Source organism: Flavobacterium sp. (assembly GCF_027482425.1).
Classification (GTDB): domain Bacteria; phylum Bacteroidota; class Bacteroidia; order Flavobacteriales; family Flavobacteriaceae; genus Flavobacterium.
The window spans coordinates 1-22,679 of sequence record NZ_JAIXWA010000024.1 but is presented as its reverse complement, the minus strand read 5'-3'; the positions used below and the strand labels follow the sequence as shown (position 1 = coordinate 22,679).

The following is a 22,679-nucleotide window of genomic DNA, read 5'->3' as shown; positions in this document are numbered from 1 at the left end:
TATGAATCAGTCTAATGGCTAACTCCTCCCATGCCTTTAAGCAGTCTTTGACTAGCTTCTGCTATTTGATACAAGACACGTCAATTCATTACGAACAACCTGAAACTTGATACAAGGCTTTAGCCGACTGATGAAGCGTAGCGGAATAAACTTTAAATCTGAAACTAATTCGTAGAGTGGTGGGGGTGCACATGGGTAATATTAGTGTTTATGTTTTTTCAAAATATACAACGGGCAATACAATTTTGATTTCCTCAGGATGTTCTTCTTTTCGCCAAAAGACAATATGTTGTACAGCCGCTCCTTTCATGATATAGCCACGTAATTGATACTTTTCAATCGTTTTTTTAAATTCTGAAGAAAACTTTACAACCATTCGTTGGTCACCCAAAACACATCCTTCAGGGGTTACCTGTAAAGCTTTACCCGACATGCATTGCGCTACACGGTCTTGTCGATCAATAAAATAATCCAGATGAATATCTTTATGGGTCATTTGAACAATAATTTTTGACGTAGACGCATAAGATGTTGTATCTGTTTTGTATTGCATACCTTCAACAGGTATTGGCGGGAAATACGATTCATTGGTGTGAATGTACAAGTTTGTTTTAGCCCGAGTCAATCCAACATACAATTCCCTCAATCGGCTATCTTGCGACATATCAAACTGGGGATGTTGTTCTAAAAGTAAAAACACAGTATCAAATTCTCTTCCCTTTGATTTGTGAATCGTGGACACTACAACATCATCCATTCCAAAATGTATAAAATCCTCTAATTGCGATTCTTCAATAAAGGTCAAGAAATCCGTTTTATATTTTACTTTGTAAACGGTCTTTTCAAATTCTTCAATAAGAGCTAAACAATGTTCTAAATGACGACTATTTGCAAATTGTATTTTTAACTGCTCTTTAGCGTCATTCCAAATGGAATCAGTAAATGCGAACGTGTCTTTATCTATGTTGAGGGCATTGATAAAGTAGCGAACTTCTTCTAAATCATATAAGCGAAAACTAGAACTAGTTTGAATCAGTTTTGTAGGAACACGATGCCGTTTCAATAAGCTGAATACCTGTAAGGCTTCTTCATTGGTTTTCGTCAAAACAGCAGTAGTACCCACTAAATCGGTTTGACATAAATGTTCGACAAGGGGTTGAATTAAATGCGGACTTTGGTAGGTGATCAATTCAAGTTTTCCTATGTCCTTTTGATGTGCTAATATAGGCTCCTGCTTTAATCGATGTTTGAGTCGTTTAACAAATGCATTTGAAAAATCAACTAAATTCTTTTTACTTCGATAATTTTCCAACAAGTCGAATTGAATAGCCTGATAACGGGAAATCAATGAAGCAAAATGAGTAGAATCTGACCCGCGAAATTCATAAATATTTTGATCATCATCTCCAACGGCAATAACCCGCATTTCATCATTTTGTTCCATAAGAACCTGAATCAATTCAAATTCATGACGATTCATATCTTGCGCTTCATCGATAACTAATACTGTTTTAGTAATTCGATTGCGTTCTACCTCATTGTTGCGAATGGCATTAACCGTTCGCTCAATAATGGATTGCGATTTTTCTAGAGTTCCCACTTTACCCAACAAATCAAAACAATAGGAGTGAAAGGTTTTGATTTCAATAAAATGAGCGGCATTGCCTATTAAAGCTTGTAAACGCTTTTTAAATTCTGTTGCTGCCGCACGAGAAAAGGTAAGCATTAGAAGTTGCTCATGTTTGACATCCTCCATCAACAACAGTGAAGCAAGTTTGTGCACTAAAATTCGAGTCTTTCCACTACCCGGACCTGCAGTGACCACAATGTTTTTACTTTCGTTATCGTTGATAATTTTCAATTGCGTGGGAGATAAGTCACCAAACAATTGCTTGAATTTTGAAGGTGTCATTTTAAGCTTCAACTCATCGACACGACTTCCTGGAAAGTATTTACGAAGAAAGGAAGGATAATTCAATTGAAAATAATCATCCACAAATTGTAAGGCAGCTTGATAATTATCAATCATCTTACGGGCATATTCACCCACAATATGAATTTGTTGAATCTTATTTTCATAAAATTGATTCAACTTTTTATAATCATCTTTGGTGTACTGTTTAGTATTCTCTAAAACCAATCGTTCCAGAGTCAGTTTATTGTGAATGACCATAAATCCACCTTCAATTTTAATCGCTTCAATACGCGATAAGTAAAATAAGGCATCTTCAATAGCTGAAGCTTCAATGTCAATTTTAAACAAGTCCTGACTTTCTTCATAGGCTGTTTTCAATTCCATGACTGAAAAAGAAACCATAAACTCCTCTTTTCGCGAAGTATCAGAGGAATCAATAAGTAGATTATCATAGAGATGTTTGACAATGAACTGAGCTAGAAGATGTCGTTTTTTTAGAGCCTCTTTAATTTGATTAGGTTCCTGTAAGCAACGAACGTTAAAATGGTTTTTTGTAACATCCAAATAACTGCGCTCAATCCAATGTTTGATGACCCATAAATTCAATAGGGTCTTTATTTTTGAGGGATTTACCCCGACACAACCTGCAAGTTCCGCTTTTTCGTTGATTTCTTTCAGTTGTAAATGGGTTTGTATGGTCTCTAACTGTTCAACTAGAAAAAGTTCCAGTTTCGCAAATCGTTCTACCAAAGTTAATGAGGTATTCTTTCGGTCTGTGCTTTTTATATATGCATTTAAATCTTTAGTATCGGCTAATATTCCCTCTTCTTTGAGTAAATTGATAACTTGAATCACTTCTTCTTTGACGATGCCCAAATGGTCACTGATAAAGTCAATTCGCGATTCAGCAGCTTCGTCTATGTTTTGTTTCCGACTCTTGCTTGATATAAGTTTTTTGATTATTCGTATGGCTTGTATTTTTTGTTTCTCTGTAAAACGAGTAGCCATTTCAATCTTGTCAATTGCCTCTTGAACTGTTTTCGATAAAATACTATTGGCATATACACGGGGCATATTTTGTCCTCGCTTCAAATACCCCGCATCTTCTAGTGCTGCAATGGCAGTTTTTACCCGTGTTTCAATTTCTTGTACACTGTCATCCCAACCGGCTTTACGTGCAATTTCTAAAGCCGAATTGGAAACGGAAGAACGAAATCGAGTAAGCTCTTTTACAGCACGCCAAATCTGTTGAATCTCTTTTATAGATAATTTCGTCTGATTCAACAAAATGAAATGTTTGCTCAAATCTTCTTCATTGAATAACACAAAACATTCGGCATCCAATGATTCATCTCTACCTGCACGACCCGCTTCTTGAACATAGTTTTCCAACGACTCAGAAATATCATAGTGGATAACCAATCCCACATCTTTTTTATCCACACCCATCCCAAATGCAGAAGTAGCCACCATGACTTGAGTGGTTCCTTGAATAAACGAATCTTGATTGTGTGCTTTTTGGGTATTCTCCATTTTCCCATGAAAAGGTAAAGCGGCTATGTTATCATTTGCCAACCGATCTGCGATAGCCATTACCCTTTTGGTCCGGGAAGCATAGACGATTGTCGGACAGTTTTTCTCCTGTATTAATTCCCGTAAACGTTTGTACTTTTCTTCCTCATTTTCTTTGGCATACACTGCATAATGTAAATTTGTACGCGAAGCTGAAGAAGTAAATAATTCCAACTCCAAATCGAGTTTTTCCTTAAAATACTGACGAATATCTTCAATCACCTTTTGCTTGGCTGTAGCCGTAAAACAGGAGACAGGTATCGGTTCAATCAATTTTTTTACTGATAGCAGTTGTTTGATAAAATCACCGATATACAAATAATCAACCCGGAAGTCTTGTCCCCATGCCGAAAAACAATGGGCTTCATCAATTACAAAACGACTGATTTTACGATCCAGTAATAGTTTCTCAATGGTCTTAGACCGTAAAGATTCAGGCGAAATATAGAGTAGGCTTGCACTACCATCGGATACACGTTCAAAAGATTTTTCACGTTCTATAGGATCCAGTAAACCATTGATTGTTACGGCTTGGGTTATTCCTTGCCGTTCCAAATTATCTACTTGATCTTTCATTAATGATTGGAGCGGTGATATCACAACGGTAAGTCCTGTTGTAGTAGCACCACTCATTAATGCAGGCAATTGAAACGTAATGGATTTACCTCCTCCCGTGGGAAAAATAGCCAATAAGGAACGATTCGCCACTGCTGCTTTGACGGCATTTTCTTGTAGAGGTTCACCCCCATAGGTGCGAAAGCCTTCAAAGTGAAACCAACGATGCAAACCTTTATACACATCCAATGCCTCATTGCAATACGCACAGCCAGCGAGACATGGGGTATTGCGTAGCAACCATAACACGTGTTCTACTTCAGGATAGTTTTTAAGCACCCATGGTGGTGTAAGCGAATACACTTTTTCATCCGTAGAAATAACATCCAATAAGGCAAGGCTGTATGCCAAGGCAACAGGGAACTTTTCAATAAATTGGGCTAGTGGCGCCTCATCACAAATTAATCCCCTAAAATAGTCTCGTATGCTTTCTTTTAAGGAAGGCAAAGCAATATTAAAATCCAAATACCGAAAAAATCCTTCAAACTCTGGAATTTCATGTAGCAAGGTAAAATAGATTGCTTGCAATGCTGAAGGGAGTGCTTTAAAAGCAGCCACCTCAGCATAAAACAAATCTTTTGCCTTTTGAGCATCATTAACTGGATTGTTTAAATGATCAATTTGTAACTTATCATCCTTAACGAGTTTGTGGTATGGATTTTTTGGGAATAAAAGAGGCGACCAATATAAGGTGTCAATGTAATGCGTGGGTGCTACACCCGCTTGAGCAATTCCTTTTTCCAGATACTTTACATCATGATGTACAATATTATGTCCACACACAAAAGACGAACCCATTAAAAAAGAAGTAAATTCAGTTAACGAAGTGCCATGATAATGTCCCTTCACGGTATTTACCGCCCCAACGGCTTGTAGGGTATGGCTTTTAGGATGTATTTCGCTGTCGATGAAGGTAATGGAGGTCATTGCGTGTACGAATATTACGACTAAGATACAAAATCATCAGAATTAGCAAAACAAATGTTAAAAACAATGCTATTAATCTCAAGGAGCATACTTCTTCATACTACCACAACCCCCGAACGCTAAAATCGGAAAAAATTAAAATGGAGTTAATATCTGCTTTTACTTTTTTATCGGCCATTTTATATCTATTCTTATTCCCCCAAACTTACCAAAAAATCCCCAACCAGTCAAGCCGATAGGGGATTTCAATTAACGCAAGGCCAATAAAAGCGATTCACGCAAGGGTACGCGTGTCGTATTTTAACTAACCGAGACAAAGGTGCATAAAGCATTTGGATTCCTCCTTAGGGTTTTTCCTAATTCTTCAAAGTATTTTTCCCCTCGCGGGCGGGTATTTTTCCCGTACAACCTTTGCGCAACAGAATATCCGGTGGCACGGGGCTTTACCGTACAGCTATAGCGGCCATACACCACAGATATCGCATTGCAAACTGCCCACTACCGATTAAACTTGGTGCTTTAAAGATTTATATCATTAAGAAATTAAGGTTTTGACGCACACCATACCGCTCAATAATTAAGGAAACTTAAGTCGGCCACAGGCCGCGTACTTTTGAACTTTGCGGAATCTTGGCGTCTTTGCGGTTAAAAAAGAAGCAAGAAGAAAGAAGCAAGAAAAAAGACCTCTTTGGCTATTTTGAATGTTGTATTTTAAATTATAAATGAGCGTTCTAACACGTCCTCCTTGACTAACGTCCAACGACTAATTTCTAATGACTATTAATATGCAGTTGAGAAGAAAGAAGCAAGGTCAAAGACTTACATTGGGAAGTGAGGAAGCTAATGGCTGAACACTGATCGCTGACTGCTAAAATGACTTACGACTTTCGACTTACGACTATACTTTTTAAACCCCACGCTCTTAGAATGCAACCTGAAACCTAATTTTTCAAATAATGCAACTTATCCGCTTGTACAATGACAATACGGTTTTGGTCTTTCCGAATAAGCCCTTCCTGCTCAAAGTCGGTGAGGGTGCGGCTTACAGTTTCAGGCGTAGTGCCCGAAATATTGGCCAACTCGTTTCGACTTAGGTGAATACTTTCTCCATTAGGGCAGTAGGTCTTGAAGTAACTAATCAACGAATTGGCAATGCGCTTTCGTACCGAGTCGTAGGCAATACGAATCAAATGCTCCTCGGTTTTACTTGATTCCTGCGATAACAAGTGGATAAACTTACCCGCCATCTCAGGATGATGCTCGATCAACTTCTCAAACTCCTGAATGGGTAGGATGCTAATTTCGCAGTCTGACATCGCCTCGGCATTATCCGTATGCGTATGTTCGTTGTATAAATTGTGTAATCCTATATAATCGCCCGTTGAGTGGATACGTACCGTTAGTTCTCGTCCGTCTTGGGCAATTTTGGTGATTTTAATGGCTCCTTTGCGCACATAATAAATCCCGATGACCTTGTCGCCCTCGTAAAATAGAATCTGCTTCTTTTTAATTTTTCGCTGTATCGAATGGTCCTTTAGCAATTCTAAGGCTAATTTCCCTTGCTGATATAAGGGTTTGTTTTGGTCAATTTGGTAGGTTTTTTTGAAATACTCCAGTTGATTTTCCCGCTTCTGTAACCGTACCGCCAACGCATTTAACAATTGTACATCGCTAAACGGTCGCGATAAATAGTCGTCGGCACCCAACTCCATCCCTTTGCGTATATCGGCTTTGTGGTAGGTATGGGCAAAAAAAACAAACGGTATTGATGCAGTTTCTATTTGTTTGGACAAGACTATCAAAACACTAAACCCATCCATTTCAGGCATGAACACCTCGCAAAGAATAGCGTCGGGTTGTTCGGTTTGTGCCATAGTAATACCCGTTTTCCCGTCGTGAGCCAATAAAACGTCGTAGCCAGCCATAGTTAGTAAGTCAAGAAGATAGTGGTCCTCATCGTGCTGTTCCATGATAACTAAGATGCGGTAATTGGCCATAAGCGGTGATTTGGTTTAACAATTGTTAAAATATTCGAGTGTAAGATAGGTAATTTAAATGCTCTTATTTTTATTTAACGTTATTTTTTTTACAAATATGTACAAAAATGGGATGCTTCCACAAAATACAACGTGTCGGATATCAAGAGTTTTTTCTGATTTTAATCATCCCCTAAACTGCGGGAATCGTTTACTTTAGAATGACTTAACCAATCCTTATTTTATATGTATTACAATGTACTTTTTCCGATTATTTCAGGAGTAATCTTGGCACTTATGGCCTTTGCTTCTGTACAACGGGTCAACCACCCGCGTTATTTTCCCTTTGCCATGATTCCCCTCATTCTGGCCATGGAACAGTTTTGCACCGCCCTCGTAGCTCTGGCAGTTGATAATCCAGAGTACGATTACCTAAAAGGATTTTTCACCCTCTTTTTGTTGATTATATCGCAAATCATTTGGCCCGTTTGGATTCCCTATGCCATACAACGTATGGAAACGGTATGGGCCATTCGACGTCTCTTGCTTTTCTTTGTATACCTGGGCGTGATTGTCTCGTTATTTACTACTTGGGATTATATTTTTTACGAAGTGGCCGTCACACTCGAAGGCGATGAAATGCGTTTTATTCAAAATGGAGACAGTTTTTTCCAAGCCTATGGCGTCTACTTTTGGATGTCCGTTACCTTGTTGCCTGCCTTTATTTCGTATACCAAACGAATGTGGATTGTTGGACTTACCTTAGCGATTGCCTATGCCGTAATGCGGTATCTGAATCCTTATGATTTTGTGTTCTTCAGTCCAATTGTGGCTTTAGTATTAGGCGGTTCCATCTATTTTGTACTCCTAGAAATCCACGAATCCAAACCCGTCTGGCATGGGTAAACTTTTGGATTTGTCCACAAAAAAAGTCCGATACGTAATATTAGTATCGGACTTTTTGGTTTTAGGGTTGTTTTATGGAGTAACAACTGGCGGTGTAAAGTGTTTGTTCACCCAATGACAGCGCTGCGTTTCAGTTAGACGTCCTGTCGTGATTACTTCAAGCCCTTGATCGGTAAACAAGCCTTCTTTATGCCATTGGTGTGCGAGCTCCACTTTGGCACTCGACGGACCAAATAAAATTACCCGACTGTAGTCTTTAGCTTTCTGGGTTATTTTTTTGAAAAAGGCATGCCGATTTTCTTTCCGCTTTTGGTTTTCATGGTAGCTGTGTAATCCATTGCCGTAGGTGTTTTTTACGGGTTGGACCTCCAAAATGTCGATTTCCCGTGCTTTGTCGGTAAATTCAATGAGAAAGGCTTTGGAATAATCCATCCAAATGGCCAAGGTTCGTTCATTTTTCATGTTCAATAGGGATTAGGTTATTGCTTTTTTTTAAAATACCCCCGTAGTAAAAACGATTCGCGTGCAGCGGCTTCGAGGGTTCGAAATTCCCGTAGACTTTGCTCCAATTGGATCAATGTGCTGTCGACCGATTGGCCTAGGCGTGGGTCATTGATGAGTTTAGAGAGCACCGAATCGGGTTGGTTTAACGTTTGAGTGAGGGTGTGCAACCCTTGGGCGGTTTGTTCTATATGGTAAACGGTTTGCGAAAATGAATCCCGCAACGTATCATTTTGCATCAATTGCTGTAATAATCCATCCGATTCATTCAACCGGGTCGAAAATTGCCGTAACGCTGTGCTCGTGGTATGAAGCTCTTGTAAACTCTCGTTCCAATGATTGCTCCACGTGGGATCGCTCAACGCCCGATGAACCCATCCTTGGGGGTTGTTAAGCTGTGGTGTAAATTGTGCCAAAGCTCCAGTACTCTGTTCCAATTGAGTGACAACCCGTTCGATTTTATCAGCAAATGTTCGACTGCGTATCAATCGTGAAACCAGTCCGTCTTCGCGATTCAAACGGTGGCTAAATGTTTGCCATTCATCGGTAATACGTTCTGCATTTTTAGCGCTGTGCAATACACTTTCCAAAATAGCTTCCACCTCAATTGGTGCTATCGATTGCAAAGTATCGTTGTGCCGTAAAGGCCCCGATGTACTTGTCCCTGCTGTGAGTTCCAGTACTTTATCGCCCACTAAACCGTTGCTGCCAATTGTAGCCAAAGCGTCGCGGTACAAATAGGATTGAACATCTTTGTCGATAGCCAATTTGACTAATACCGTTCCTTCGGGTTCAAATGCAATGCGGGTCACTGTGCCAATGCCAATCCCAGCCATACGTATGGTACTCCCTTGCCGAAGACCACTTACGGTTTGAAAACGGGCATAGACCACAAAACTCGATCGGAATAGATTTTGGTTAAAGCCCAACGTGTATACGGCAATGACCAAAAGCAACAACCCCACCAAGCTGAAGAGGCCTACTTTCCAATAGTATGTGGGGTTTCTATCCATAGCTTACGGATTAAAAAAAGCATGAACCATCGGATGATCACTTTGCGCTAAGGCTTCATAAGTCCCCGATTGGATTATCTGTCCTTCATGCAACACCACTATCCGATCGGCCGTATGGGCTGCACAGGCGAGATCATGCGTAATGATTACTGCTGTAGGATGATAGTCGGCTTTGATGCGCAACATCAAGTCGGTTATTTCTTTGGCAGTAATCGGATCGAGTCCGGCCGTAGGCTCGTCATACAGCAATACTTCAGGGTCAATGATCAAGGCGCGCGCAAGTCCGATCCGCTTCCGCATTCCTCCCGAAAGTGCACCTGGCATCAAGTCAATAGCCGACTCTAATCCTACGTTTTGTAAGGTGGCGCGTACTTTTTTTTCAAGAACCTCTGGGGCCAGTCCCGGTTGGTTATGAAGGAGTGTAAAAGCCAAGTTGTCCCCCACGGTCATCGAGTCGTAAAGGGCCGCACTTTGGAATAGGAAGCCCATTTTTTGGCGCAACGGACTCAACGCATTTTCATCGCTGTGGGTGATGTCATGCCCCATCAACCGCACCACCCCTTGATCGATTTTGGTAAGTCCAGCAATGCATTTAATGGCGACCGATTTTCCCGATCCTGAGCGGCCTAATACGACTACATGTTCCCCTGCATAAACAACCAAGTTCAGGTTGACTAGCACCGCTTTGGGGCCATAGGCTTTGTACACATGTTCCAATGCAATAAGAGGAGGCATCATAGTAAATCAGTAATTTGTACAGCAATTAAATCGACCAAAAAAATACTCAGTGAGGCCGTGACCACCGCTTGATTGGCGGCGCGTCCCACACTCTCGGTACCGCCTTGGGCATGAAATCCTTTGAAACATCCTACCAATCCAATAAAGAAGCCAAAACAATAGGTTTTGATCACGGCAGGAATCAAATCACTGAAAGCCAAAGAGTCAAAAACCTGCCGTAAGTAATGTCCAAGCGTTAGGTCTAAATGCCTCGAGATTCCCAAATACCCTCCCAAAAGGCCAATAGCATCCGCATACAGCACGAGGATAGGGAGCATTAAAGTAGTGGCCAAAGTGCGTGTAATAACCAAATACCGAAAGGGGCGAATAGCACTCACTTCCATCGCATCGATTTGTTCGGTGACACGCATCGAACCTAATTCGGCACCAATGCCCGAAGCCATCCGTCCTGCACAAATCAATGCCGTAATGACCGGGGCAATTTCTCGTACCAATGAGAGTCCTACCATACCTGGAATCCACGACTCAGCACCAAATTTAGCCATGGCAGGACGGGACTGTATGGTGAGCACCCATCCCATGATCAATCCCGTTGTGGTCACCAAGGGGAGGGAGCGGTAGCCCAACTCATAACATTGTTTGAGCAGTTCGCGACCGGATATTGTTTTGAAACTTAATTCGCTAAAAAAACGGCCGAAAAAGAGCGTAAACTGTCCCAAGCCGACGAGTTCGTTTTCATAAGGACGGAAAGCCATAGTGTACAATTAGAGTTTTGGAATGACCAAAAGCGGGAGATGATTTTCCAATACCAAGGCCGAAGTTTTGGAAGGAAAAAGCATCCGACTCAATAAGGAACGGTTGGGGGTACGAAACAATACTACCAGCGAGGGTTTTAAGGGATGCAACAACCGATGCAACAGTTCTTTGAATGGCGTTTGCGGAATCAGCTGAATGTATTGAAACCGTACCGTGTCGCTTTCATAACTTTTTGCTGTTTCATGCAATTGGGTAAACCGCGCTTTTAGTTCGAGTTCATAAGCAAAAAACAAAACCTCCACCCGAGCTTCCAAGCGGCGTTGAAGTGTTGTAATCTGCGTCATTTCATCATCGATATGTGCCATGTCGGTAAGATAACAAAGCGACTGGATCGGTGTCGTTCGGTACCGATTGGGTACAATACACAAAGGAACGGGACAATGGTGTAGCAAAGCTTCGGGGAGACTGCCCAATAATGTTTTGTATATAGAGGCTCCATTTTCGCTACAAAAAACCATTTCGATGGCATGTGCTTTGGTGTAATGAATGACCGTTGCAGCCAAACTTCGTTCGAGTTTGAGACATACAATTTCATAGTCCACTTTTGGAATACCCGACGGAAAAACAACATGAATGTACTTCTTGAGTTGATTGGTTTTGAGTTGTAAGGCTTCCTCCCAACGCAGTTGTGGGGTGGCGGTTCGCGAGTCGATCGCAATTTCAGGGTCAAAAAGGTTTAGTACGTGCAACAACACCACTTTTGACTGGGTTTGTTGGGCATATTGAAATGCAAAACGAATGCCTTTCCGCGAATGCCCAGAAAAGTCAGTGGTGACAAGAATTTTTCCCATAGCTTTTGGTTTTAATGAAATTCCAACCGTTAGGTATGGATAATTTCGAGTTGATTATGTATGCGCCAGATGCCGGGAGCATTCCAAGCAATCCGTTCGGCTTCTTCTTTTTGAACCAAGGAATCTACAATCCCCGTGAGGGTAACTTCATTTTGGTGAACCCCAACGATAATGTTTTTTCCACGAAGAATACTACTGCGGTCAAAAGCATCACACAATGCTTTTTTTTCCAACATATCCGTTCGATCGGAATGGATAAGCAATGAATTGACCACGCCTTTTACGCCCATAATTCGGGATACCGCTTTTTCGGCGGCTTGTTTTTGGTAGTGCCAATCGACCGAACCCACAAGGTAGATCCACCCGTTGGCTACCACGATTTTGATGTGTTTGGGCGGAATAGAAGTATGCAATTCCAATGCTCGCAATGCTTCCTCAGCCAATCGTTCCTCGTTGGTAGCTTCAGGATGCTCTTGTACGTTGATGTGCATCACTACGGCTCGAACCCCACGAACTTTTTTGACTGTTTGTTCAATGTCTGCTTTCATTTCATATCGTGCTACCGTTCCACTTAGGGTGACAATCCCGTCATGAGCGGTTACCCCAATTGCTGCCCCCGTAAGATGCGGCTCCCAAAAGAGGGCGAATTGAACTTTTTGCTGGAGGTCGTTATTCGCATTCATCACTAAAAACTTTTACTAAGGGACGGATTTCAAGTTCATTGGATACCGATGCAATCCCCGGAGCATTCCAAGCCAGGCGCTCGGCTTCTTCTTTTTCATAAAGATTATTTACACTTCCGGTAAGGGTAACTTTGCGGTGATCGAGGTTCACTGCTATCACGGCATCCGAGAGCACAGCGCTGTGGTGAAGGGCTTTGACAATGCTTTCCTGTAGGAGTTCATTTTCGTAATCAGATTGGGTATGCAGCAAATTAGAAATGCCCCGTATGCCTTTGATACTGCTTAAGGCAGCTTCTGCAGCTTTTTTCTGGTAGTTCCAATGCAGCGTTCCTTCGAGCGTTACCCATCCGTTTTCCACCTTAAAGCGAATGCGTTCATCGGGAATGGTAAAACTGGATCGATACAACCGCAAGATGTTCTCGGCCAATTTTTCATCGGAGAGGGTTTGTTCTTTAGGAAAAACCACGGCTATTTTTTCAACAATAGCGCGTACGCCATCAATGTTTTTGACAATGCGTTCAGCTTCTACCTTTAGAAAGTAATTGGGCAGTATTCCCATAAGCGTTATAATGCCCTGGTGAGCCGTTACTCCTAATTGAGCATCCTGCATTTGAGGTTCCCAGCGCAAGGCTTGTTGAACCGTAAATTGTAATGATTCGTCGGTACTCATGTGTGAATTTGATTTTGAAGTTGTTTGGTGTATTTACGTAGGTGAAGTTCCAAGGCTTGCCGGGCCATAAGATGACTCAAAGTTGATTCGGCGCCCTGATTCAGGTTAACATGATCGGCTTCCAAGCCATCGTAACAGCCCCCTGTTTTGGGGTTATAGAGCATTTCTCCCCGATGATTTAGTCCAAGAAACCAACGGTAGGCCGTTTGCATTTGTTGTGTATATTCGGGTTGTTGGAGCAGCCGTTGAAACGTATCCAATGCCAGTACGGTATAGGCCGCATCAATCGGTTGTTCGCCCCCTGGAGGTAATCGATCCCACGCTTGCCCTCGATGGAACCATCCATTGTTGGAGATGACCCTCAAATAGGAATCACGAAATAGGATGCTTAATAAAAAAGAAAAGGATAAGACTGCTGTGGTTTTAAAATCAATACGGTGGGTTACTTTCCACGCCATAAGAAGCGCTTCGGGCAACACACTATTGCCGTAGGTGAGGTAGGGCTCATACCACGGCCAGGTGTCGGAAGCAGTTTGCCCGTACATCCCCTGCAAGCGATCGCCAAGGATTTCGATTTCGGTGCTGTAATCGGCGTTTCCCGACTCGTGTACAAAGTAGAGTCCTTTCAGGGTAAACGCCATCGCCCGAGGGGAGGTAAGGGTCAAACGAGGAGCCCGGGTCGCTTGTAACAAGTCCTGAATGGGTTGTTGGAGCGATGCTTGATCGGTAGGTGCAAATGCAGCGCAATACCCCAATGCCCAAAGTGCCCGTCCAAAAGAGTCTTCCAAATTATCGGTTTTGTTTTGGGCGGTAAATAGGTGGGCATAGGAAACATAGTTTAGAAAACGACCATCGGGTTGGAGGCAAAAAAGCATAAATTGAAGGTAACGTTCCATCGCGGTCAGTAAGGCCGGATTTCGCGTGATTTGGTAGTTTTGCACGGTAACTATGAGTGCACGGGCATTGTCGTCAAGCGTATATCCTGAGCTCGTATCGGGTTGATTAAGTCGGGCAAATTGTAAAATCCCTTTGCCCGTGGTCATCGCCCAAACATGTTTGAGGGTTATGTTGGGAAGACGAAGGGTGAGCGGTATTTGAGTCGTACTTTGCTGTTTCAGATAGTTTACATAGTGCATGGCTGTATTTTCCCAAGCGGTAGGTTCCATTTGATGCAAACCGTTTCCTCGAAGTTCTTCTTGCCATTCGGGTTGGGCAAGTAAAGCGATGAGTTGCCGTGCCAGCTGAACGGGTTGTTCAAAATCAAAAAGGAGACCGCTCCCCTTTTGAACAAGTTCTTTTGCATGCGGAATGGGGGTAGTGATTATCGGGCAGCCACAACTTAAGGCGTAGGCAAAGGTGCCACTTACAGCTTGCTCCTGATTTTTGGACGTAAACAAATAGATATCCGTCATTTGCAAAAGGTCCAGTAGCTTTGGTAATGCCACATACTCGTTGATAAAATGGGTGTGGTATTGCAATCCCAAAGCGGCAATACGGTCTTCCAAAAAGGTTCGATACCGTTCGCCTTCTTGCGCAACAACTCCGGGATGGGTTTGCCCTACAATCAAGAACAAGACCTCTGGAAACCGCTCGATAACCAAGGGAAGAGCTTGCAGTGTCGTCTCAATATTTTTGCCCGAGCTAAGCAAGCCAAAAGTGGTAAGCAAAGTCCGTTGTTCCCAACCCATCCGTTTTTTGAGGTCGGCCTTCGGCAAATGGTCTACCAAATGAGTGCCGTGAGGAATGACAATAATTTTGGAAGCCTGAATCCCGTAGCGCTGGATCAATAGTTTTTTGGAGTGGTTTGTCATCACGACCAAGGTATGCGCCAAGAAACCGAGTCGTTTCATAAACAACAGAGTAGCTTCATCGGGTTGACTCAAGACCGTATGAAGTACTACCATGATTTTTTTCTCCATTTGGTTTAAAGCGTCCAAAAGTTTGTATTCGTGGGCGCGATAGAGTCCAAATTCATGTTGTACAACAACCCATTCTTGCTGATGCAGTAGTTTCATTTTGGAAAGGAGCGCATGGTAAGACGCCTTGCTTTCGGGTTGCAATACATGAAACACAGAAGCTGGATACACAGCTTCAGGAACATCTAGTGCACAAATTTTGACCGTAAATGCCTGTTCGTACTGCGTTTGTATGGCCTCAATCAAATCGGAGGCAAAGGTAGCCAAACCACAAGCCCGCGGGGGGTAAGTGGTAATCATGACCAAATCGTGTTGGACTGCAGAAACCGGTACTGGCTGTTGAGCAGGAATACGTTGCGTATACTGCGGTAAGAGGAGTCGCTGAGGGTGTTGCATTTTAAGTCGCATGGGGTTCAAAAGGGTTACGTTGCAATTCTTCCAGTAAGGCGGGTAACGAGAGGGTCACCCAAGCAATACGTTTGTCGGCGGCTCCATAAAAAATGTAGAGCAATTCGTCAACGACTACAGCGCCACTGGGAAAGCAAATGTTGTTGATAATTCCGTGAACTTCATATTCATATTCGGGGCCAAAAAGTGGGTAGGGCAGTCGGCACCGTTCAATTTTGGGGTTTTCTAGGTCTAGCAGAGCGGCACATGCACTGTATACATAACCGTCAATTGTATCGTGTACTCCATGGTAAATCAATAGCCATCCTAAATCGGTTTCAATAGGTGGGCAGCCGCCTCCAACATAGCTTACCTCATGCTCGTATCTGGGGCTGAGGAGGATCCCTTCGGTAAAATGCAAAAAGTAGTTTTCCCAAAAGGCCGTTGTGAGGTCACTGAACTCTTGAATGATTACTAATTGAATATCGGGTTTGATGCGGTGTAACAAATAAAGTTTTCCGTGAATCCGGCGGGGAAAAAGGATTACGTTTTTATCCCACAACTTCCAGTCTTGGGTATCGAGCAAACCTTGGGGCGGTTGGTTGTAACGGTGGTATTTTTCATTCAACGGGCGGTTGGATTCAGCCAGAAGGATAAAATCGGCAAAACGAATGTCGGCAACGATTAAACCCTGTTTTTCCCAATGAATCATATCGTTTGAAGTAGCCAGAGCTCCGCGGGCGTTGAGTCCATCAAAGGCGGTGTAGGTGAGGTAAAAAAGCCCTTCTATCATCACAATGCGCGGATCTTCCACCCCATGACACTCGTATGAAACTTGGGGATATATGGAGGGAATTTCATCACGCTGGAGGAGTTGGCCTTGTACGTCAAAACGGGCATAACCAATTACAGAACCATGGGTTTTATTTATTGCTCGATACCACAAGTGAATGCCTTCTCGATTGCGAAGTACGGCAGGATTAAGCACACCGAGATTTTCAAAACCGTGGGTGGTTTTTTCCAAAAGTATACCGCGTTTTTTAAGGGAAGACAACATGGGTTAAAAGGTGGAGGAAAGTTGACCGATAGCATAATCAATCAGGGTTCCACAAGACAAAATTGATTTTTTACCTTGGGAAAAAAGATGATGCACATCAGGCAATACTATGATTTGCCGCATATCATTTCGTGCGCTACAGCAGGTTTTTTTTATTGCTAAAGAAAAGACTTGTATACGATTCCCAAATTGCTTCGATAATGTAGGAGGTTGAAAGTAATGGCTGTAACTCATAGTAGCAATTACTGTCACATTTTGGGGCCTTTGTGTTCTATATCGTAAGGATTTAAGTTTTTAGAACAAGTTAATCCTTTTTAATGCTTTATAATTCGTAATGCCTTAGGGGCAAAAAAAGCCACTGAGCTGCTGAGATCCCAACGGAGTACTGAATACTGCCCACTGTAACTGCTTACTGATCCCGAACCTTCGGGGCTGAACACTGCTACTGCGACTGATCCCGATCCTTTTTGGCGGTTAAATTCCTGCCACCCCTAGTGCGATTTCTCCTATCGTCGAAATGACAGCTACTCGGTTGGGAGAATCTCTATTTTAAAAGAGAGTTGTTACTAAATTGTTACATTGAAAGCGTTTTAGCACCGCAAAAAACTTTATTATACGCCCAGTTTGTCATTTCGACGGAGAAGAAATCCCATAACATGGTTTTTTTAGCTTCTGAGCTTCTGAGCTGCTGATCCCGACCCTTCGGGGCTGAGCCAATTTAAAAGAAATCTCGGTTGTGAAGAGACTGCGACTGCGACTGCAAAAGCGACTGCGACAGCTCCCTGCCATCTTGTCACTCTGTTCCTGACAAAAAATACCTCAAATCGCATTGGCACAAAAGTTGTCATATCCCAGTCGTGCCATTGCACGGCCTACTCCTAGAGAGGTCATTCAACAGAATTAAATAAAGGAGATTAACATCATGGGAAAAATTATTGGTATCGATTTAGGTACAACCAATTCATGTGTAGCCGTTATGGAAGGGGGAGAACCCGTAGTAATCGCTAACGCAGAAGGGAAACGCACCACACCTTCAGTCATTGCATTTGTGGAAGGCGGCGAAATCAAAGTAGGTGACCCTGCCAAACGTCAGGCGGTTACCAACCCGACCAAGACCATTGCGTCCATCAAGCGCTTTATGGGAAATAAATACACGGAAAGTGCCAAAGAGGCTTCTACCGTAGCATACAAAGTAGTCAAAGGCGACAACGACACCCCGCGTGTCGATATCGACGGGCGTTTATATACCCCACAAGAATTGTCGGCCATGACGCTACAAAAAATGAAAAAAACCGCTGAGGATTACCTTGGACAAGCGGTAACCGAAGCGGTAATTACCGTTCCTGCCTACTTTAACGATGCGCAGCGTCAAGCGACCAAAGAAGCAGGGGAAATTGCCGGGTTGAAAGTTATGCGTATCATCAACGAACCCACAGCAGCGGCTCTAGCGTACGGCTTGGATAAAGCAGGAAAAGACCAAAAAATTGCGGTGTACGACTTAGGAGGTGGAACTTTCGATATCTCGATTCTCGAATTGGGCGACGGGGTATTTGAAGTATTGTCTACCAATGGGGATACCCACTTAGGAGGAGACGACTTCGACCAAGTAATTATCGACTGGATGGCCAATGAGTTTATGAGTGAAGAAAGCGTTGATTTACGCAAAGACCCTATGGCCTTACAGCGGTTGAAAGAAGCGGCCGAGAAAGCCAAAATCGAGTTGTCTTCTTCGACACAAACTGAAATCAACTTACCTTATATTACAGCAACAGCCAGCGGGCCTAAGCACATGGTGAAAACGTTAACCCGTGCGAAGTTCGAACAATTGGCCGATAGTTTGGTAAAACGTTCGATGGAACCCGTAGCCAAAGCCTTGAAAGATGCTGGTTTGTCTACTTCCGATATTGATGAAGTGATTCTGGTGGGAGGTTCAACCCGTATCCCCGTGATTCAAGAGCAAGTTGAAAAATTCTTCGGTAAAAAACCGTCCAAAGGAGTCAACCCTGACGAAGTAGTAGCCATCGGTGCGGCCATTCAAGGGGGCGTGTTGACCGGTGATGTAAAAGATGTTCTTTTGTTAGACGTTACGCCTTTGTCCTTAGGAATCGAAACCATGGGGAATGTGATGACCAAATTGATTGAGGCCAACACGACCATTCCTACCAAAAAATCACAAGTGTTTTCCACGGCTGCGGACAACCAACCCAGTGTTGAAATTCACGTGTTGCAAGGCGAGCGCACCATGGCTGCTGATAACAAAACAATTGGACGTTTCCACTTAGAGGGTATTCCACCTGCGCCACGCGGTGTGCCTCAAATTGAAGTAACCTTCGACATTGACGCCAATGGAATCATCAAAGTTTCGGCTACCGATAAAGGTACAGGCAAATCACATGATATTCGTATCGAGGCCTCTTCAGGTTTGACCCCCGAAGAAATCGAACGCATGAAGAAAGAAGCCGAGATGAATGCCGAGTCCGATCGTATGGCCAAAGAAAAAGCCGACAAGTTGAACGAAGCCGATAGCATGATTTTCCAAACCGAAAAGCAATTGACCGAATTTGGTGATAAATTGTCAGAAGGCAACAAAACGGCCATCACTGCAGCTTTAGAGGATTTGAAAAAGGCTTACGAAACCAAAGACGTAGACACGATTCAGGCTGCTTTAGATAAAATCAATGAAGCCTGGAAAAATGCTTCGGAAGAATTGTACAAAGCGCAAGCCGAAGGACAAACCCACGAAGCACAGCCCCAGCAAGATGCTACTGGCGATCAAACGCAAGATGTGGACTTTGAAGAAGTAAAATAATCCGTGAGCAACGGACATTTATTAAAAGTCGGATGTTAGGTCCGACTTTTTTTTTGCATCGTCCTTTTCATTTGCGCTATAATTATGGTATGGGGAAACGTAATTGCTGCCATCAATGAAAAGAATAAGGCTTTAAACACGGTATCATTCGCAATGGCCCAATACGCAATAACCATCGTTCCTACCGCCAAACTCCAATACAACGCACTTGATTTAAAATAATGCCACCAAGCGCGCACATTTTCTTTTCCATACAAAAACCGAATTTGCTCCTGAATCGAGGGCACACTATGCCATAAGACAAAGTACATGCTAAACCCCCAAATCAATCCCGCATGATAAAAGATAATTGTAAACACCCCAAGGTAAAATAGATTACGTCCAATACTTATCCGAAATACGTCACTTTGTTTTGCCAATAGGGCACCCAAAAGCAATACCATTACGCCGAATAAAAGGGTAATTTTTTGTATACTTAAATCAGTATCGATTTGTCGTGTGATGGTTTGAATAATTGCATGTACTTCTTTTTCATGAAAACAAAAAAGAATTCCTAACACCAACAAGCCATAACTACCTTGAAACAAAATCCAAATTCCCTTTAACGATGAGGGCACTTCCATCGTCCAATGCTGATTGCCAAAGTGATACCCGCTAATGAGTATAAATAGGAGTAAACCTATGGTGGGAAGTAGCGTAAATACAATCATGCCCAACAACACAATGGCGATATACTGCATCAATAATTTGAGATCCCAAGTTTTAGAAATCCCCTCATTTATTTGCTGACCTATGGTTAAATCATTGGCTCCGTGGACAATCCCTAGTAAGGCAATTCCTACAAAACCAAATAGCTGCTGATTTTCAACAGAAATAAAATTAGCCAACCATAACATGAAAAATGTCAGTAAAATCCGAAGGTGAAGGGAGGTTTCCATGCTTAGTTTGTTAAAATTGTTTAATAAATGTAATAAAAATAATAAACAAAATAACTTTTTACGTTTAATGTTTTGTAATTTTATTTAAACAAATTAAAATAGTAACAACTAAAACAACAGATTATGACAAACTTCAGTTTATTGACCGGTTGGGTAGCCAAAATGATGCCCACCGATTACATCGGATTTACATTTTTTATTGGATGTATGGCCATGATGGCGGCTTCGGCCTTTTTCTTCTTATCCTTAAGTCAGTTTGACAAAAAATGGCGTACCTCAGTGTTGGTTTCTGGGTTAATTACCTTCATTGCGGCGGTACACTATTTTTACATGCGTGATTATTGGAGTGCTTTTGGAGAATCGCCAACCTTTTTCCGCTATGTGGACTGGGTATTAACTGTGCCGTTGATGTGTTTGGAATTTTATTTGATTCTAAAAGTAGCTGGAGCCAAGACGTCCTTATTATGGAAAATGATTGGTTACTCTTTGGTGATGTTAGTCACTGGGTACTTTGGAGAAGCCGTAGATCCAGGAAATGCAGCCATGTGGGGCTTAGTATCAGGTCTTGCTTACTTCATTATCGTGTATGAAATTTGGTTGGGCGAAGCGTCCAAGTTGGCCAAATCCGCAGGAGGTTCTGTATTAGAAGCTCATAAAATTTTATGCTGGTTTGTGTTGGTAGGTTGGGCAATCTATCCGTTGGGTTACATGTTGGGTACCGAAGGTTGGTACACCTCGATGTTGGGCAAAGGAAATGTAGATGTGGCCTACAATATTGCGGATGCCATCAACAAAATCGGTTTCGGTTTGGTCATCTACAACTTGGCAGTGAAGTCAAGCAAAGACTAACCCTTTTTTTTCCCTATAAAAGCAGACGGATTCCCAAGCGGAGTTCGTCTGTTTTTTTTACGTCAAAATATTTTGTACATTCGAAACACAAAAATCCTTTTCACCATGAAAAAAATCGTGTTCTTCTGCATGTTGTGTTTCATCACATTGGTAAACGCCCAAAAGAAAAAAGTGCCTGCTGCCACGCCTGTATTAGCCAAAGTCGAAAATCTTGTATTGGAGCTGAAGACAGGAAATTTACAGTTGGTCCAAATGGAGGGCACTAAAGTTAAAGAAACGGTTGTGGTGCAAGCCAATGCAACCACTATGAAGCCTACCGATTGTAAAATTATTCCTTTAACGGCCTCAGGAACAAAGTTGTATGCTGTATCTTGGACCGAAAAAAAGACAGTGACTACTCCAGATAAAACGGAAGAAATTACTACTGTCACACATGCCATTTACGAATGGAAAACTAAGAAGCAAGTTTTTTTCAATACACAAATCACCAACAACATTACGGAGAAAGTGTATTTAGACCGCAATAGAAATGCCAGTGAAACCCAAATGAAGGTGCGTCGTGAAGGGTATGAATTAATTCTCAACCCCGATGGAACGGTTACCCAAAAAAATAAAACATCGATGTTGACTTGGACCTACGATGCAACCAAAATGGAAATGGTGCAGGTCAAAAAGAAATAATTTCGATTTATGGTTTTATAACTAAGGCGTATTTTTCCAATAAGCCGTGGAGCCCTTGGGTACTAAAAATGGCTTTCTTCATTTTATTCTTTTCGGGATCAATACGGTATTCGTAACTCGTGTAGAAATCGGTTTTTTCTAAATTGGTGTTGCTAAAAACCGCACGGCGCAAATTGCAAGAGTCAAACAACGCCCCCGATAAGTCGGTTTCCATAAAATCAGTCGCAATCATACTGCAATGAATAAACTGAATTTGGCGAAGTTTGAGTTTGTAAAACTGACTGTAATCGAGCAAGCAATCTTTGAAGTGAAATTCGTAAATCACTTGATCCGTCATGGCAAAATTTACTGAAGTAAGGTTGCAATCGGTAAACCACACGCCACGCAAAGCGGTATGATTCAGCTTTGTTCCTTTGAAATTACACCGAATAAAAGTACAATCGACAAAGGTCACGTTTTGAAAGAAACAGCCAGTAAAGTCACAATCGGTAAAGGTGCATTGCTCAAATTCGGTATGTTGTAAATCCGCTTGGGTATAGGTTTGCTGGGCAAAGTTTTGGTCGTGGGTAAAAACGTAACTCATGATTCAAATTTGGAGCAAGGTAACCAATTTACCCCAGTTTTTTTTACATTTGAACAAATGCCCAACCATGCTTTTTCAATTTTGTCCCCGTTGTGCGTCAACCAAGATCACCGAAACGAAGGCGTATCGTATCGCTTGCAATCATTGTGGTTTTGTATATTATCACAACGTAGCCGCGGCTGTAGCTGTTGTGTTACGCTATAAAGATCAGGTGTTGTTTACGGTTCGTCAAGAAGATCCCGATGCCGGTTCCCTCGATTTACCGGGCGGATTTATTGATCCAGGAGAACGGGCCGAAACCGCCGCTTGCCGCGAAATCAAGGAGGAATTGGGATT

At 42.4% G+C, this 22,679-nt stretch carries 18 protein-coding genes; 5 read left to right on the top strand and 13 right to left on the bottom strand.

All coding sequences use genetic code 11. From position 1 onward, the window contains the following. Positions 1–208 precede the first annotated feature (208 nt). Both Q0037_RS02340 and Q0037_RS02335 read right to left on the bottom strand, forming a co-directional pair. The gene (locus tag Q0037_RS02340; RefSeq protein WP_297514874.1) at positions 209–5,029 is read right to left on the bottom strand and encodes a RecQ family ATP-dependent DNA helicase; all 4,821 of its coding nucleotides are present in this window, start codon (positions 5,027–5,029) and stop codon (positions 209–211) included. 941 nt (positions 5,030–5,970) lie between these two features. Next, a complete protein-coding gene (locus tag Q0037_RS02335; RefSeq protein WP_297514871.1) occupies positions 5,971–7,026 on the bottom strand; it encodes a cyclic nucleotide-binding domain-containing protein in 1,056 nt (351 codons plus the stop codon). 225 nt (positions 7,027–7,251) lie between these two features. Between Q0037_RS02335 and Q0037_RS02330 the strand changes: the two genes are divergently transcribed. After that, on the top strand, positions 7,252–7,911 hold the full coding sequence (locus Q0037_RS02330) for a hypothetical protein (protein ID WP_297514869.1): 660 nt from the start codon (positions 7,252–7,254) through the stop codon (positions 7,909–7,911). 72 nt (positions 7,912–7,983) lie between these two features. Here the strand turns inward: Q0037_RS02330 and Q0037_RS02325 are convergent, their stop codons facing one another. The 9 genes from Q0037_RS02325 to Q0037_RS02285 are packed head-to-tail and all read right to left on the bottom strand — an operon-like array spanning position 7,984 to position 16,483. Continuing rightward, the gene (locus Q0037_RS02325) at positions 7,984–8,373 is read right to left on the bottom strand and encodes a hypothetical protein (RefSeq protein WP_297514867.1); all 390 of its coding nucleotides are present in this window, start codon (positions 8,371–8,373) and stop codon (positions 7,984–7,986) included. Between the two features lie 17 nt (positions 8,374–8,390). After that, positions 8,391–9,425, bottom strand: a complete 1,035-nt coding sequence (locus Q0037_RS02320) for an MlaD family protein (protein WP_297514865.1) — start codon at positions 9,423–9,425, stop codon at positions 8,391–8,393. 3 nt (positions 9,426–9,428) lie between these two features. Beyond that, on the bottom strand, positions 9,429–10,163 hold the full coding sequence (locus tag Q0037_RS02315) for an ABC transporter ATP-binding protein (RefSeq protein WP_297514857.1): 735 nt from the start codon (positions 10,161–10,163) through the stop codon (positions 9,429–9,431). Then, positions 10,160–10,918 (bottom strand): ABC transporter permease, encoded by a 759-nt coding sequence (locus tag Q0037_RS02310; protein WP_297514852.1) that lies wholly within the window; start codon positions 10,916–10,918, stop codon positions 10,160–10,162. The genes Q0037_RS02315 and Q0037_RS02310 overlap by 4 nt, the downstream gene beginning before the upstream one ends. Before the next feature lie 9 nt (positions 10,919–10,927). Next, positions 10,928–11,770, bottom strand: a complete 843-nt coding sequence (locus Q0037_RS02305; RefSeq protein ID WP_297514848.1) for a universal stress protein — start codon at positions 11,768–11,770, stop codon at positions 10,928–10,930. Between the two features lie 29 nt (positions 11,771–11,799). Further along, entirely contained in the window at positions 11,800–12,453 is a 654-nt protein-coding gene (locus tag Q0037_RS02300; protein ID WP_297514845.1) for a BON domain-containing protein, read from the bottom strand. Then, positions 12,440–13,123 carry a BON domain-containing protein gene (locus Q0037_RS02295; protein ID WP_297514842.1) on the bottom strand — a complete coding sequence of 228 codons (684 nt, stop codon included), beginning with the start codon at positions 13,121–13,123 and terminating at the stop codon, positions 12,440–12,442. The genes Q0037_RS02300 and Q0037_RS02295 overlap by 14 nt, the downstream gene beginning before the upstream one ends. Then, positions 13,120–15,447, bottom strand: a complete 2,328-nt coding sequence (locus tag Q0037_RS02290) for a glycosyltransferase (protein WP_297514840.1) — start codon at positions 15,445–15,447, stop codon at positions 13,120–13,122. Before Q0037_RS02290 ends, Q0037_RS02295 begins: the two co-directional genes overlap by 4 nt. Then, complete coding sequence (locus Q0037_RS02285) at positions 15,437–16,483, bottom strand: pesticidal protein Cry7Aa (protein ID WP_297514837.1); 1,047 nt, start codon at positions 16,481–16,483, stop codon at positions 15,437–15,439. Before Q0037_RS02285 ends, Q0037_RS02290 begins: the two co-directional genes overlap by 11 nt. A 922-nt stretch (positions 16,484–17,405) precedes the next feature. Here Q0037_RS02285 and dnaK point away from each other — a divergent pair. Continuing rightward, positions 17,406–19,292 (top strand): molecular chaperone DnaK, encoded by a 1,887-nt coding sequence (gene dnaK, locus Q0037_RS02280; protein WP_297514833.1) that lies wholly within the window; start codon positions 17,406–17,408, stop codon positions 19,290–19,292. A 35-nt stretch (positions 19,293–19,327) separates the two neighbouring features. On the opposite strand, the gene Q0037_RS02275 is transcribed toward dnaK, so the two are convergent. Then, positions 19,328–20,230 (bottom strand): Brp/Blh family beta-carotene 15,15'-dioxygenase, encoded by a 903-nt coding sequence (locus tag Q0037_RS02275; protein ID WP_297514830.1) that lies wholly within the window; start codon positions 20,228–20,230, stop codon positions 19,328–19,330. Positions 20,231–20,353: 123 nt separating this feature from the next. On the opposite strand from Q0037_RS02275, the gene Q0037_RS02270 reads away from it, so the two are divergent. After that, on the top strand, positions 20,354–21,079 hold the full coding sequence (locus tag Q0037_RS02270) for a bacteriorhodopsin-like (RefSeq protein ID WP_297514828.1): 726 nt from the start codon (positions 20,354–20,356) through the stop codon (positions 21,077–21,079). Between the two features lie 105 nt (positions 21,080–21,184). Beyond that, complete coding sequence (locus tag Q0037_RS02265) at positions 21,185–21,760, top strand: hypothetical protein (protein ID WP_297514825.1); 576 nt, start codon at positions 21,185–21,187, stop codon at positions 21,758–21,760. Between the two features lie 7 nt (positions 21,761–21,767). Here the strand turns inward: Q0037_RS02265 and Q0037_RS02260 are convergent, their stop codons facing one another. Then, entirely contained in the window at positions 21,768–22,343 is a 576-nt protein-coding gene (locus Q0037_RS02260) for a pentapeptide repeat-containing protein (protein ID WP_297514822.1), read from the bottom strand. A 67-nt stretch (positions 22,344–22,410) separates the two neighbouring features. Between Q0037_RS02260 and Q0037_RS02255 the strand changes: the two genes are divergently transcribed. Continuing rightward, on the top strand, positions 22,411–22,679 hold a 269-nt coding region (locus tag Q0037_RS02255; RefSeq protein WP_297514949.1), incomplete at its 3' end, for an NUDIX domain-containing protein.